Origin of the sequence: Dongia sp. (assembly GCF_041905885.1) — a bacterium.
Classification (GTDB): Bacteria; Pseudomonadota; Alphaproteobacteria; order Dongiales; family Dongiaceae; genus Dongia.
In genome coordinates, this window is sequence record NZ_JAYRKD010000004.1 from 1 (window position 1) to 13231 (window position 13231).

Annotated in this window: 13 protein-coding genes and 1 pseudogene; 6 read left to right on the forward strand and 8 right to left on the reverse strand. The window is 65.5% G+C overall.

Annotated elements, in window-relative coordinates; translation table 11 throughout:
- Positions 1 to 114 (forward strand): annotated as a pseudogene (locus tag ACH2CY_RS04860) (IS5/IS1182 family transposase); the annotation flags it as partial.
- Positions 115 to 128: 14 nt separating this feature from the next.
- Here the strand turns inward: ACH2CY_RS04860 and ACH2CY_RS04865 are convergent.
- The 4 genes from ACH2CY_RS04865 to ACH2CY_RS04880 all read right to left on the reverse strand — a co-directional run bounded on the left by ACH2CY_RS04865 (position 129) and on the right by ACH2CY_RS04880 (position 4117).
- Entirely contained in the window at positions 129 to 1190 is a 1062-nt protein-coding gene (locus tag ACH2CY_RS04865) for an acyltransferase family protein (protein WP_395016568.1), read from the reverse strand.
- 192 nt (positions 1191 to 1382) lie between these two features.
- On the reverse strand, positions 1383 to 2516 hold the full coding sequence (locus ACH2CY_RS04870) for a sterol desaturase family protein (RefSeq protein ID WP_395016570.1): 1134 nt from the start codon (positions 2514 to 2516) through the stop codon (positions 1383 to 1385).
- A 160-nt stretch (positions 2517 to 2676) separates the two neighbouring features.
- Positions 2677 to 3291: a signal peptidase I gene (gene lepB / locus ACH2CY_RS04875; protein ID WP_395016572.1), complete on the reverse strand. Its 615-nt coding sequence runs from the start codon at positions 3289 to 3291 to the stop codon at positions 2677 to 2679.
- Positions 3292 to 3295: 4 nt separating this feature from the next.
- The gene (locus ACH2CY_RS04880; RefSeq protein WP_395016575.1) at positions 3296 to 4117 is read right to left on the reverse strand and encodes a tetratricopeptide repeat protein; all 822 of its coding nucleotides are present in this window, start codon (positions 4115 to 4117) and stop codon (positions 3296 to 3298) included.
- A 191-nt stretch (positions 4118 to 4308) separates the two neighbouring features.
- On the opposite strand from ACH2CY_RS04880, the gene ACH2CY_RS04885 reads away from it, so the two are divergent.
- A complete protein-coding gene (locus ACH2CY_RS04885; RefSeq protein WP_395016577.1) occupies positions 4309 to 5097 on the forward strand; it encodes a dienelactone hydrolase family protein in 789 nt (262 codons plus the stop codon).
- Between the two features lie 151 nt (positions 5098 to 5248).
- Here ACH2CY_RS04885 and ACH2CY_RS04890 read toward each other — a convergent pair whose 3' ends face one another.
- Positions 5249 to 6535, reverse strand: coding sequence for an MFS transporter (locus ACH2CY_RS04890; protein WP_395016579.1), 1287 nt, complete (start codon positions 6533 to 6535; stop codon positions 5249 to 5251).
- Positions 6536 to 6618: 83 nt separating this feature from the next.
- Between ACH2CY_RS04890 and ACH2CY_RS04895 the strand changes: the two genes are divergently transcribed.
- Together ACH2CY_RS04895 and ACH2CY_RS04900 are read left to right on the forward strand one after the other, a co-directional pair.
- Positions 6619 to 7212, forward strand: a complete 594-nt coding sequence (locus tag ACH2CY_RS04895) for a TetR/AcrR family transcriptional regulator (RefSeq protein WP_395016582.1) — start codon at positions 6619 to 6621, stop codon at positions 7210 to 7212.
- Between the two features lie 3 nt (positions 7213 to 7215).
- Positions 7216 to 8166, forward strand: coding sequence for a small ribosomal subunit Rsm22 family protein (locus tag ACH2CY_RS04900; protein WP_395016584.1), 951 nt, complete (start codon positions 7216 to 7218; stop codon positions 8164 to 8166).
- Positions 8167 to 8290: 124 nt separating this feature from the next.
- On the opposite strand, the gene ACH2CY_RS04905 is transcribed toward ACH2CY_RS04900, so the two are convergent.
- Entirely contained in the window at positions 8291 to 9109 is an 819-nt protein-coding gene (locus ACH2CY_RS04905) for a class I SAM-dependent methyltransferase (RefSeq protein WP_395016587.1), read from the reverse strand.
- Positions 9110 to 9248: 139 nt separating this feature from the next.
- On the opposite strand from ACH2CY_RS04905, the gene ACH2CY_RS04910 reads away from it, so the two are divergent.
- Complete coding sequence (locus ACH2CY_RS04910) at positions 9249 to 9608, forward strand: hypothetical protein (protein ID WP_395016588.1); 360 nt, start codon at positions 9249 to 9251, stop codon at positions 9606 to 9608.
- Between the two features lie 9 nt (positions 9609 to 9617).
- Here the strand turns inward: ACH2CY_RS04910 and cobT are convergent, their stop codons facing one another.
- Positions 9618 to 11498 (reverse strand): cobaltochelatase subunit CobT, encoded by a 1881-nt coding sequence (cobT, locus tag ACH2CY_RS04915; RefSeq protein WP_395016591.1) that lies wholly within the window; start codon positions 11496 to 11498, stop codon positions 9618 to 9620.
- 3 nt (positions 11499 to 11501) lie between these two features.
- Positions 11502 to 12515, reverse strand: coding sequence for a cobaltochelatase subunit CobS (gene cobS / locus ACH2CY_RS04920; RefSeq protein WP_395016592.1), 1014 nt, complete (start codon positions 12513 to 12515; stop codon positions 11502 to 11504).
- A gap of 240 nt (positions 12516 to 12755) precedes the next feature.
- On the opposite strand from cobS, the gene ACH2CY_RS04925 reads away from it, so the two are divergent.
- Positions 12756 to 13214 carry an ester cyclase gene (locus ACH2CY_RS04925; RefSeq protein WP_395016594.1) on the forward strand — a complete coding sequence of 153 codons (459 nt, stop codon included), beginning with the start codon at positions 12756 to 12758 and terminating at the stop codon, positions 13212 to 13214.
- The last annotated feature ends 17 nt before the right edge of the window (positions 13215 to 13231 follow it).

Below are 13231 nucleotides of genomic sequence, written 5' to 3' on the forward strand. Positions count from 1 at the left end.
TTCTGCAAGCTCAAACACTTCAGGCGCATCGCCACTCGCTTCGACAAGCTCGCCAGGAACTTCCTCGCAGCCGTCGCTCTCGCCTCAACCCGCCTCTGGACCCGGTATTTATGAGTCCACTACCTAGCTCAGAAGTTCTGCGCCTCGACCGGCTTCTCGCGGCGGAAGAGGTGCTTCGGCCATTCGAAGAACACATCGAGGCCGAAGCGCCGCAGCACCAGCGCCATCACGATCGGCAGGAACAAGCCCGCCGCGGTGCAGGCGAGGAAGATCGGCCAGAAACTGTCCCAGCCGAACACCCGGACCAGGACCTGCCGCGTCAGCGACGAGAACACGACATGCGCGCAGTAGATCTCCAGCGAGAACTTGCCGAACAGGTTCAAGACCCAGTTCACCCCCGGCACATGCACCAGGAAGCGTGAGATCTGCAGGCAGGCGAGCACGCCGATGATCGAGGCCGGGATCGCGACCAGCTGGTATTTCGAGAAGCCGAGCGCGTCGGTGATCAGCACCGGCACCGCGATCGCCAGCGCGATCAGCACGCAGCCCATCACCGTCCCGAACGGAAATCCTTTCGCCCGCAGGATCCGGTTGAAGCCGATGCCGAACAGGAAGAACAGGAAGAGATAGGGCAGGCGCCGGATCTCCTCCGGGTCGAAGAAGGGAATGATCGCCAGGGCCAGGATCGAGATCGCGAAGGTGGTCTTCAACCCGCGCTTCAGCAGGAAATAGACCGCGACATAGTAGATGAACAGCGACTGCAGGAACCAGAGATGCGAGCCCGGCACGATGATCGTCAGCAGCACGTCGTTCAGGCTGCGGCTGTCGAATGCCGAGGGCTTCACATACCAGTAGATCGAATAGACATGGGCCCAGACGATGTAGGGCCAGACCACGCGCTGGGTCTTGCCGGTGAAATAGGCCTTCGGCCCTTTCCGGAGCGAGTATTCGACGAACAGGCCGGCGACGAACATCATCAGCGGCATGCGGATCATGTCGCCGACCGGGGTCCAGAAATCGAACAGACCCTTGGGCGTCAGCCCGGCATTGTTCATCGCCTGCAGGATGTGGAAGGTGACGACCGAGACCTCGGCCATGCCGCGGGCCATGTCGATCCAGGCAGTGCGCGACGGGGCCGCCGTCGCCTTGGGCAAGGGCCCCTGCTTCTCTGCCGCAACCGTGCTGACCATCCGATACTCCACCCGCAATGCGAGGGAGAATGCAGTGTTGCACTGCGGCAGACAAGATCAATCCGGTAGATTCCGCGCGGGAGACACCTCTCGCCGCTCACAATGCTGTAAAGCAATCGTCATCCCCGGGCTTGACCCGGGGATCTGGTTTCAAGTGGAGAGAGATGCCCGGGTCAGGCGCGGGCATGACGATTATGAGGTTTTCAGCGGATACATGAACTGGTTCCAGTAGCCGTCCGGCACCGGATGGCCGCCGACGCCATAGCCCGAGGGCCAGTTCTTGCCCGGCAGGTGATGGGTGCCGAAGACCTTGTCGAGCAGCGGGAAATGGACCGCGAAATTGACGTCGATCGCTTCCTTCTCGATGCCGTGGTGCCAATGGTGGAATTGCGGCGTCGCGATCACATGCTTCAGCGGGCCGAAGTCGAAGCGCACATTGGCATGCAGCAAGGTGGAATGGAGGAAGACGTAGAGGATATAGGCCTTGAGCGCCGTCTCCTCGAAACCCAGGGCATACATCGGGATGACGGTGAAGCCGCGCAAAGCCACGATCTCGAAGAGATGCATGCGCGAGCCCGCCATCCAGTCCATCGCCTGGGCCGAGTGATGCACCGCGTGGAACTTCCACAGGAAGGGGATCTGGTGGAACAACCGGTGCACCCAGTATTGCACAAGATCGGTCAGGAACATGATCTCGAGGAACTGCAGCCAGACCGGCTGGCTCGCCATCAGCGCGCGCAGCTCGGTCCATTGCGTGTTGGCGACCACGGTCAGCGCCGGCTTCAGCGAGAGATAGGTCAGCGACTGCACCAGCAGCGAGTTGACCAGGAAATAAAAGAGATCCGCACGCCAGTCCTGGCGGAAGATCGACTGCTCCTTCAACCGACCGAAGATCCGCTCCAGCGGAATAAAGATGATGCCGAGGAAGGCGAGGTTCATCAGGAACCAGTCGAGCCCGAAATAGACTCCGGTATCCAGCACGTCGCTGGTCTCCGCCTTGGATCCGCCGAGCAGGGTGGCGATCAGGATCCCGGTCACCGCGGTGAAGCCCATGATCTTCTGCCGGCGCAAGGCGAGGTTCAGCACCGCCAGCAGGAATCCCAAGATCAGCACGACGTGCAGCGCAAGCCGCACCAGCCCGACATCGAGCTGCTCGCGCAGCATCGGCGTGGTGAGGAGGTTCGGATAGCGGATGCAGAGCACGGTGATCAGGCCGGCCAGGGAACAGGCGAGCGCCAGAACCCCGCTGATCCAGCCGCTGCCGAATTTCCGCTCCTCGCGCTCCGATTGGAGATCGGCGCGCAAAGCCTGCCTGAGCTTACCCATGATTCCGTCCCCCAACATGCAGAGCCGAACTTGCAGATCTCGAAGCCATTCGCTTGACCTGCCCTAGACGCCTGCTCCGCAAGTCCGGTTCAAGTATTACAGCGGAATGAGGCCCGGCCGCGACGGTGATCCGACCGGTCGGTGATGCCGGTCACGCCGATCAGTTGATCCGGCTGCCGACCCGCTTGAGCGCCGGGGAAAAGTAGATCAGGAAGGGCCGGGCTACGAAGCGCTCCCGCGGCACGCTGCCCATTTCCGGCATGCGGCTGTCGTTGGAATTGTCCCGGTTGTCGCCCATCATGAAATAGGCATCCGCGGGCACCTGGAAGGGACCGACCTGGTCCAGGAAAGAGGCGTCGTCCTTCTCCAGGATCAGGTAACTGACGCCGCCGGGCAAGGTCTCGCGATATCGCATCATTTCCCCGAAGGTCTCGTCCGTGGCCGTACCTTCGGGCTTGCGCTCGACTTCGGCGCCGTTGATCCAGAGCCGTCCCGCCTTCATCTCGATGGTGTCGCCGGGCAGGCCGATCACCCGTTTGACGAAGTCGTCGCCGCGCGGCGTCTGGAAGATGGCGATCTCGCCGCGTTCCGGCGGATGCTCCCGGTAATAGTCCCGCCAGGCCCAGAAGTGGTCGCCGACCAGAAGGTTGGGCAGCATGCTGCCGGCAGGCGTGTTGTAGGCGCGGGCCAGCACCGACAACGCCGTCGCGCCGACCATCACCGCGAGGCCGAGTACTGCAGCCGGATAGAGCAGCCAGCTCCAGCCGCGCCGCACGCTGTTACTTCCGCACCACGACCAGGCAGTCGTGCTTCATCTGCTTGATGACCTCGCACTTGGCCGCGGCGGCGGCCTTATCGGCGAAGGGTCCGGCCTGGATGCGGTGATAGACTCCCTTGGTGCCGAGATCGACCGATTCCACGGTCAGCACCAGGCCGTCGAGCTGCATGCCCAGGGCCTTCTGCAGCCGGCTCCATTCGGGAGTCGCCTCGTCGGCATTCTTCACCGCCGCCAGCTGGATGCGGATGCCGGGAATGACCTCGCCGACCTTGCCGATCACGCCTTCGCTCTGCGCCGGTGCCGCGATCAGCGGCGTGCCCGCCGCGCGCCAGGACTGGACCATGCCTTCGGCCTGCTGCCGCTCGGCTGGTGACAGGCGCTTGGCGATGACGTCGCGGTTGGCTTCGGAGAGGGTCTTCAGCTGGGACTTGGGATCGGCGCCCTGGGCGGCGAGCGAGAACCAGCGATAGGCCTCGATGTTGTTGACCGGCACGCCCAGCCCCTTGGCGTAGATGATGCCGAGCCGCGCCTGGGCCTGGGCATAGCCCTGCTCGGCCGAGGCGGTCATCCATTTCAGCGACTGCTGCATGTCGCCGCCATGGCCGCCGAAATAGATCTCGCCCAGCAGGTATTCGGCGGTCGGGCTGCCCTGGTCGGCCAGAGGCTGCAATTCCTGGATCGCCTTCTCGTATTCGCCGGCCTGCATGAACTTGCGGGCCTCGTCCTCGCCGGCGGTGGCGAGAGGCGCGGTGCTTGTCAGGCCCGCACCCAAAGCGGCGATCACGGCAATCCATGCCGTGCCGCGTTGCAGGGTCAGGCGCATCGACAAGCTCCCACGATGGTGCGACTCAAGGGGACGCAGCATAGTCGAGCCGTCCGAGTCGGGGCCAGAGGTCGGATCACAAAAGCGGCAAGGGGCACGGCGGGTCTTTTGCGCCGGCGCGCGCTGGCGATAATGCTTCTCTTCTCTCCGATCCTTCCTTCCCCCGATTATCCGAAAACCAGGAGGCCCCGATGACCGAGCTCAAAGCCTATCTCCGTTCCCCTGGCCGCCGCGAAGTGCTGACCGGCTTTGCCGGACTCTCGCTCGCCGCCTTGCTCGCCGATCCGGTCCGCGTGGCGCAGGCCGCCGCCGGCTTGGAGACCGTCACCGTGAAGACGCCGAGCGGGCGCTCGGTCTCCGCGGCTTTGGCACTGCCGGCGACGACACCGGCCGGCGGCGTGATGATCATCCACGAATGGTGGGGCTTGAACGACCAGATCAAGGCGGTCGCGTCCGAACTCGCCGCCAACGGCTTCGTCGGTCTCGCCATCGATCTCTATGACGGCAAGGTCGCAACCGATCCCGACGGCGCGAAGGCGGCGATGGGTGCCGTCAAGGACGAAGAGGCGACCGAGACCACCAACACCTGGATCGATTATCTCTACGCCATGAAAGAGGTGAACGGGAAGGTCGCGACCCTGGGCTTCTGCTTCGGGGGCGGCTGGTCGCTGAATGCCTCGATCGCCCATCCGGTCGATGCGACGGTGATCTATTACGGCCGGGTCGACAAGCCGGCGGCGGATCTCCGCAAGCTCAAAGGTCCGGTGCTCGGCCAGTTCGGCAAGCAGGACACGTTCATCAACCCGGAGATGGTCAAGGCCTTCGGCGGGAACATGAAGGAAGCGAACAAGCCGCACGACATCTACAGCTACGACGCCAACCACGCCTTCGCGAATCCCACCGGCCAGAACTACGACAAGGAAGACGCGCGCATCGCCTGGGACCGGACGATCGACTTCCTGAAGCGGAATATCGGGTAGCAAGCAGGAATCTTCAGTCGCACCCCCACCCAACCTCCCCCGAAGACGGGGGAGGAGTGCACCGCGCCTGCCTTCTCCCTCACCCGTCTTCGGGGGAGGGTTGGGGTGGGGGTGCCCCAGACTGGCTTCGGCGTCGACGAACCAAGGTGCCTCACGCCACCGCCGGCTTGAGCTGCGCCGCATCCTGGCCCGGTCGCGCGATCAGCAGCGAGATCACCGCCGCCACCAGGCCGGTGAAGCCGGCGATGACGAAGGCCTGGATGTAGTTGCCCTGCCAGGAATGCATCCAGCCGGCGAAGGCCGCCGCCGCCGCGGCGCCGATCTGGTGGCCGGCGGCGACCCAGCCGAAGATGATCGGGGAATCGGCGGTGCCGAAATTCTCCTGGATCAGCTTCAGGGTCGGCGGCACGGTCGCGATCCAGTCGAGCCCGTAGAAGACCGCGAAGATCGCCAGCTCATAGAAGCCGAAATCGGAATAGGGCAGGTAGATCAGCGAGAGGCCGCGCAAGCCGTAATACATGAACAGCAGCTTCCGCGGGTCGAAGCGATCGGTGAGCCAGCCCGAAGCGGTGGTGCCGATCAGGTCGAAGATGCCCATGGTCACCATCAGGCCTGCCGCCTGCACCTCGATGATGCCGCGATCGCCGCAGAAGGCGATGAGATGCGTGCCGACCAGGCCGTTGGTGGTGAAGCCGCAGACGAAGAAGGTGGCGAACAGATACCAGAAGGCGCGGGTCTTCATGGCGCGCACCAGGGTGCCCAGCGAGAGCGCCACCAGGTTGCGCCGGTCCGGCGCCGGGTCGGCTTCTTCCGGGGTTGCGCCATAGCGGCGGAGCCCCAGGTCCGACGGCCATTCCGGCAGCAGCAGATAGACGACCGGGATCATCAGCGCGGTGCTGGCGGCGACCGCGAGCACCAGCGGCTGCCAGCCGCCCTGTTCCTGGAGCCAGGCCAGGCCGGGGATGAAGACCAGCGTGCCGCTCGCCGTGCTCGCCGTCATGATGCCCATGATCAAGCCGCGATGCGTGGTGAACCAGCGCGCGACGATGGTCGCCGCCAGCACCAGCGCGACACTGCCCGAAGCGACGCCGGACAACAGGCCCCAGAGCAGGATCAACTGCCAGGCCTCGGTCATGAAATAGCTGGCGCCGACCGAGAGCGACATCAGCGCCAAGGCAATGGTGACGACGCGGCGGATGCCGAAGCGCTGCATCAGCGCCGCGGCGAAAGGCCCCATCAGCCCGTAGCACAAGATGCCGAGGCTGGCCGAGAAGGAGATCGTCGCGCGATCCCAGCCGAAAGCTTTTTCCAGCGGCTGAATGAGAACGCTCGGCGCGCCGCGCTGCCCGGCGGCGACCAGCAGGGCAAGGAAGACCACGCCCACCACCACGAACGCATAGTTCTTCCCAAACGGCGCGCGACGCATTATCTTGTTCATGTAACTAACCGGTACGTATCCAAGGGAGCGCCTATATACGTACCGGTCCGTACGAGTGTCAACTGATGTTTTAGGCTGCTGATTTGGCTAGGAAAAGTTCAACTAAGGAATCCGCCCGGCCGGTACTCGCCGCCGACCGGATCCGCAAGACGGCGCGGGAGCTGTTCTACCGCGAGGGGATCCGCGCGGTCGGCGTCGATGAGATCGTCGCCAAGGCCGGCGTCACCAAGCCCAGCCTCTATCGCAGCTTCACCTCGAAGGATGAACTCGCCGCCGCTTACCTGCGCGACTATGACGGCGAGTTCTGGGCCCGCTTCAACCACTCGGCGGAAAAGCATCCGAACGATCCCAAGGCGCAGATCCTCGATTACATCCGCGGCCTCGGCGAGCGTGCGCAGCGTCCCGACTATCGCGGCTGCGGGCTGAGCAACGCGGCGGTCGAATACCCGACCGCCGATCATCCGGCGCGCCTGGTCGCCGAGAATCACAAGCAGCGTCTGCGTGCGCGCCTGACCGAGATGGCGAAGGGCATGGGTGCGAAGCGCCCGCCGGTGCTGGCCGACGGCCTGCTGCTGCTGATCGAAGGCGTCTTCGTCACCGGCCAGCTGTTCGGCGATCGCGGCCCGGCGATGCATGCGGCCGAGATCGCCGAGATGATGATCGAAGCCAGCCGCTGAACCATGGAGCTGCCGCGCGCCCTGCGCCAGGCGGTCGATGCGGCGCTCGAAGGCGTCGCCGCACGCGACCTCGCTGCCGCATCGGACCGCCTGTCCCAGCGCTATCGCGCCGAGCTGCGCGACGGCCGGCTGCATGTCGGTGACGGCATGGCCGCGCGGGCCTATCTCGCGGCCCGCTTGCCCGCGACCTATGCGGCGATCCGCGCGGCGATGGATGCGGTCGCCGCCGTGCGTCCGGACTTCTCGCCGCGCCAGCTGCTCGACTTCGGCGCCGGCCCCGGCACGGCGCTCTGGGCCGCCCATGATTGCTGGCCCGATCTCCAAGCCGCAGTGCTGATCGAGACCAGCCCGGCGATGCGCAAGTTCGGTGCGGAATTCGCGCCGCAGAGCGGCGTCGCCGCGATCGATTGGCGCGAAGCCGCGCCGGCCTCCGGCGCCAACGATCTGGTGACGCTGGCCTATGTGCTGGATGAGCTCGATGATCCGCAACGCGCGGCGCTCGTTCGGCAGCTCTGGTCCTTGACCGCCGACACGCTGCTGATCGTCGAACCCGGCACGCCCGCCGGTTACCGGCGCATCCTCGATGTGCGCGATCTGCTGCTGCAGCAGGGCGCGCAGATGGTGGCGCCCTGCCCGCATGCGCAGGCCTGTCCGCTCATTGCGCCCGACTGGTGCCACTTCTCCCGCCGCGTCGCCCGCAGCCGCGCCCATCTGCAGGCCAAGGGCGCCGAAGTTCCGTGGGAGGATGAGAAGTTCAGCTATCTCGCCGTCGCGCGAAACTCGGCGACGTTGCCGGCTTCCCGCGTCATCGGCCCGCCGCGCGCCGGCAGCGGCAAGGTCGAACTCAAGCTCTGCGAGCAGAATGGCGCGGCCGGTTCCGTGCTGGTCACCCGCCGCAGCGGCGATCGCTACAAGAAGGTAAGGCGCCTGTCCTGGGGCGATGCCGTCTTCTAGGCGGATTCTCTCTCGCCACTCCTGAGGTCGGCAAGACCGTACACGATTGTGTGAGCTTGGTCAAGTGGCGATCAACTCATTGACCCTGCAAGCAAATCCCACGACGCCGCCGCAAGATTGTTGCTCAGGCCGGTTTCCGAGCCCGCAGGGAGAAGCTGAGCGGCAGCGGCAGGCGGTCCTTGGGCAGCCGGTACATCCGGTCGCCGTCGTATTCCAGGCAGGGCCAGAGCTGCCAGGCGATCCGGTCATGCTCGTGGAACATCTCGATCGCCAGGCCGGCCTCGAGCAGTGCGCCGAGGATCTGCCGGAAGGGATGCGCCCATTCATGGGTCCGGGTATGCGCGAGCTTGGCCTGCTTGTTGGCGTAGGTGCCCTCCTCGTCGACCACCTGCGGCTCGTGATGTTCGAAATAGGGCCAGCCCGGGACCAGCGGGTCCTCGGCCTTCTTCTGCTCGAGGCTGAGCGCCATCGGATGCCCTTCCAGCAGATAGAGGACGCCGCCGGGCTTCAGCACCTCGGCCACCACGCGCGCCCAGCGGTGGAGGTCGGGCAGCCAGACGATGGCGCCCCAGGTGACGAAGGCGATGTCGTAGGTGTCACCCAGCGCTGCGACGGCGTCGTAGACGTTGCTTTGCACGAAACGCGCGTCGATCTTCGCCTCGGCGGCGAGTGCCTGCGCTGCCGCGACGGCATTGGGGGCGAAGTCGAGCCCGGTGACCTTGGCGCCGCGCCGGGCGAGCGAGAGGGTGTCGAGCCCGAAGTGACATTGCAGATGGACCAGGGACTTGCCGCGGATGTCGCCGATTTCCTCGGCTTCAATCGGGTGCAGCGTGTCGCCGCCCTGGCGGAAGGCCTGGGTCAGGTAGTCCGACGAATTGACATGGGTCTCGACCACGCCGTTCCACCAGGCGAGGTTGATCGCAAAGGATTCCAAGTCCGACATGATGATTCCCCGCATCCAAGCGTGTAATTGGTTCGTTCTAGTATCTGGGCGGCGCTGCGGCAATCCGCGCGGGAACGTGACTTGAGGGTGTCGCGCCGGCTGCCCATCTATGGTCGATCGGACAGCGAGGGTCCTCGCCATGCGCGAAGCGAAGAACATCCAGACCAAGACCAAGCTGGCGATCGTTGCGGTCGTCGCGATCGGGCTGCTCGGCATTGCGGCGCCCTTGGCGCTGGCCGATGGCGTCGGCGCACCGACCTCGGCCGCCGGCGGCGTCGGCAAGCCGTCGAGCCCGAGCCGGCCGGGCGCCGTCGGTCCGCAAGGCGGCACCAACGGCAGTTCGGCGCGCAGCGGCAGTGGGAGCTCGAGCTATGACTACGAGCCGCTGAAGCTGGCACCGCCGAGCACGGGCACCGGCAAGTTCGACGACCCGAAGTCGCCCTGCATCGGTACGACCGGTTTCGGTTCGAGCAGCGCCCAGCCTGGCCACGGCTGCTGATCTGAAAGTCTAGCGCTGTCCGGCGGCGGCGAAGCGACGCTGCGCCGGCGCGGAGTCTTCTTCGAACAGGGCGGCAAGCTGCTCCAGCACGGTACCGCCCAGCTGCTCGACATCGACCAGGGTGACCGCGCGCCGGTAGTAGCGGGTGACGTCATGCCCGATGCCGATCGCGATCAGCTCCACGGGTGAGCGCAGCTCGATCCAGTCGATCACCTGCCGCAGGTGATGCTCGAGGTAATTCCCCGGATTGACCGAGAGCGTCGAGTCATCGACCGGCGCGCCGTCCGAGATCACCATCATGATCTTGCGCTGCTCCGGCCGGCCGATCAGCCGGTTATGGGCCCAGAGCAAGGCTTCGCCGTCGATATTCTCTTTGAGAATCCCTTCGCGCAGCATCAGCCCGAGATTCTTGCGCGCGCGCCGCCAGGGCGCGTCGGCCGACTTGTAGACGATGTGGCGAAGATCGTTGAGCCGGCCGGGGTTGCTCGGCTTGCCGCCGGCGATCCAATGCTCGCGCGACTGGCCGCCCTTCCACATCCGCGTGGTGAAGCCGAGGATCTCCACCTTGACGCCGCAGCGTTCGAGCGTGCGCGCGAGAATATCGCCGGTCATCGCCGCCACGGTGATCGGCCGGCCGCGCATCGAGCCGGAATTGTCGATCAGCAAGGAGACCACGGTGTCCCGGAACTCGGTATCGCTCTCCTGCTTGTAGGAGAGCGGCAGCTCCGGGTTGACGATGACCCGCGGCAGCCGCGCCGCATCCAGGAGGCCTTCCTCGAGATTGAAATTCCAGGAGCGGTTCTGCTTGGCGAGCAGCCGCCGCTGCAGCCGGTTGGCGAGCTTGGCGACGACCGCCTGCAGGTGGCTGAGCTGCTGGTCCAGCATATGGCGAAGCCGCGTCAGCTCGTCGGCGTCGCAGAGCTCGGCCGCGTCGATCACCTCGTCGAACTGGGTGGTGAAGGCCTTGTAGGCGGGCTCGTTGCGGCCGCGGTTGAAGTCCGGCTCGTGGCGCTTCGACGGACGGCCGGGCTGCTCCTCGCCGGCCTCCATGTCCATGTCGGAATCCTCGGTGTCGTCGGCCTCTTCGGCCTCGGTCGCCTCGGCCTGCGCGGCGTCCGCTTCCATCTCGACGCTGGATTCCGACTTGTCCTTCTCGCCGCCCTTGGACTGCTGGTCGTCGGGCTGCTGCTGGTTGTCGTCCTGGTCCTCGGATTCCTCGTCGGAATCCGATTCCGCGTCCTCCTGCATGTCCTCGAGCTGCATATCCTGCAGCAGCCGCCGGGTCGCCTTGGCGAAGGCGCGCTGGTTGCCGATGACGTCGGAAAGCTGGCCGATATCCTCGCGCACCTGGGTGGTGAGCTCGCTCCGCCAGGCATCGACCATCGACTTCGCGGTCGAAGGGACGGCCTGGCCGGTCACCGCCTCGCGCACCAGCAGGCGCATCACCTCGGCGAGGTTGTTCTCCTGCTTGGCGTTGATCCGGGCATAGCCCTTCTGCCGGCAGTGCTCCTCGAGCTGGGCGGTCAGGTTCTGCTGCACGCCGGCCATCTGCTTCGAGCCGATCGCTTCCACCCGCGCCGTCTCGATCGCGTTGAAGATCTCGCGCGCGAGCGGAGTCCGCGGACTCTCCTTACCGTGGGTCTTGGCGTTATGATGCTTCAGCTTCAGGGCGATGGCATCGGCCTCGCCGCGGGTGCAGGCGACTTCGTTGGCCGGCATGTGGCGCGACGGCGCGGTCAGCCGCGCCTCGCCGCCCAAGAGGCCGGTCTGGCCGCCGCCGGCGGCACCCGGCGCGAAGCTCACCTGGACGTCGCTCTTCTCGCCGATCGCGCGGATCGCCGCACCCGTGACGCGGCGGAACTCGTCGATCGGGTTTTTGCTGCCCGTCATCGTCTAGTGCGCGAGCTGGGCCTTGGCGGCGCTGTCCTTCAGGTCGGTGCCGAAGCAGCGCTGGTAGTATTCCGCCACCACCGGCCGTTCGAGCTCGTCGCACTTGTTGAGGAACGAGACCCGGAAGGCGAAGCCGACGTCGTTGAAGATCCGCGCATTATCGGCCCAGGTGATCACGGTGCGGGGGCTCATCACGGTCGAGATGTCGCCGTTGATGAATCCGGCCCGGGTGAGGTCGGCGCAGGCCACCATCGCGTCGATGGTCTTGCGGCCTTCGGCCGTGTCGTATTGCGGGCACTTGGCGACGACGATGTTGCTCTCGTCGTCATGCGGCAGGTAGTTGAGGGTCGAGACGATGTTCCAGCGGTCCATCTGGCCTTGGTTGATCTGCTGGGTGCCGTGATAGAGGCCGGTGGTGTCGCCGAGGCCCACCGTGTTCGCGGTCGAGAACAGGCGGAAGGCCGGGTGCGGGCGGATGATCTTGTTCTGATCGAGGAGCGTCAGCTTGCCCTCGACCTCGAGCACGCGCTGGATCACGAACATCACGTCCGGGCGGCCGGCATCGTATTCGTCGAAGACGAGCGCGGTCGGGTGCTGCAAGGCCCAGGGCAGCAGGCCTTCGCGGAACTCGGTCACCTGCTTGCCGTCCTTCAGCACGATCGCATCCTTGCCGATGAGATCAATGCGGCTGATATGGCTGTCGAGGTTGATGCGAATGCAGGGCCAGTTGAGGCGCGCCGCGACCTGCTCGATATGGGTCGACTTGCCGGTGCCGTGATAGCCCTGGATCATCACGCGCCGGTTATGCGCGAAGCCCGCCAGGATCGCCATCGTGGTGTCGTGGTCGAAGCGATAGGCCTCGTCCACGTCGGGCACGTTCTCGCTGCGCTGGCTGAAGGCGGGAACCTGCATGTCGGAATCCAGGCCGAACTGCTGACGCACGGAAATGGTGATGTCCGGCAAGGTGGACTTGTCGTACGCCGAGCCGTTCTTCGCGGTGGAGGATTGCAGGGCCATCAGGGCGGATTCCAAAAACCAGAAATGGGGGGAAGTTCAAGCCAATTCAAGCACTTGGACAGGTCCGCCCAGAATCCGGCCGACCCGCCAAACGCTTGAACCGGCAAGCGTTTTAACGGCTTTGCCCTGTGCTGACTAGGGGGATGGCCGAAGGCCGGGGTTGCGAATTTGGTAAGGGTCGGCGCAGCATACTGGGACCGCAAGCAGGCTCGTTCAGCCCCCCACAGGAGCGAGGCGGTCATGGCCACCCAGGTTAGAGACAATCGAGACAATCCGGTCTGGAGCGATCCCGTTCCGCGCGCCCCCGTCGGCGGCAGCAAGGCCGTCATCCAGAGTTATGTCGAAGCCCTCAACGCCGGCGATTTCGGCCGTTTGCGCGGCCTGTTCGCGCCGGATGCGGTGATCTACGGCGCATTGGGCTGGGGCTCGCTCGACGAGGTCCTGCCCGGCTGGTACGACCTGCACCACGGGCTCCAGCTGAAGCTCGCGATCGAGGACATGATCGGCGAAGGCGATGTCGTCGCAGTGCGCTACCGCGAGAGCGGCGCCTTCGTCGGGCCGTATCGCGGGCAGACGCCGACCGACCGCAGCTACGAACTGGTCGCGATCGAGTGGTTCGAGGTGAGGGACGGGAAGATCCGCCGCCGCTGGGGCGCCCGGGATTCCGCATCCCAGGCGCGCCAGCTCGGCATGCAGTAGATGAAGCTCGCGCTTAC

Bases quoted from the DNA above. Each gene is read 5' to 3' on its own strand.
- ACH2CY_RS04865 (WP_395016568.1), bottom strand. From the start codon at position 1,190: ATGGTCAGCACGGTTGCGGCAGAGAAGCAGGGGCCCTTGCCCAAGGCG.
- ACH2CY_RS04870 (WP_395016570.1), bottom strand. From the start codon at position 2,516: ATGGGTAAGCTCAGGCAGGCTTTGCGCGCCGATCTCCAATCGGAGCGC.
- ACH2CY_RS04880 (WP_395016575.1), bottom strand. From the start codon at position 4,117: ATGCGCCTGACCCTGCAACGCGGCACGGCATGGATTGCCGTGATCGCC.
- ACH2CY_RS04885 (WP_395016577.1), top strand. From the start codon at position 4,309: ATGACCGAGCTCAAAGCCTATCTCCGTTCCCCTGGCCGCCGCGAAGTG.
- ACH2CY_RS04890 (WP_395016579.1), bottom strand. From the start codon at position 6,535: ATGAACAAGATAATGCGTCGCGCGCCGTTTGGGAAGAACTATGCGTTC.
- ACH2CY_RS04900 (WP_395016584.1), top strand. From the start codon at position 7,216: ATGGAGCTGCCGCGCGCCCTGCGCCAGGCGGTCGATGCGGCGCTCGAA.
- ACH2CY_RS04905 (WP_395016587.1), bottom strand. From the start codon at position 9,109: ATGTCGGACTTGGAATCCTTTGCGATCAACCTCGCCTGGTGGAACGGC.
- ACH2CY_RS04910 (WP_395016588.1), top strand. From the start codon at position 9,249: ATGCGCGAAGCGAAGAACATCCAGACCAAGACCAAGCTGGCGATCGTT.
- cobT (WP_395016591.1), bottom strand. From the start codon at position 11,498: ATGACGGGCAGCAAAAACCCGATCGACGAGTTCCGCCGCGTCACGGGT.
- cobS (WP_395016592.1), bottom strand. From the start codon at position 12,515: ATGGCCCTGCAATCCTCCACCGCGAAGAACGGCTCGGCGTACGACAAG.
- ACH2CY_RS04925 (WP_395016594.1), top strand. From the start codon at position 12,756: ATGGCCACCCAGGTTAGAGACAATCGAGACAATCCGGTCTGGAGCGAT.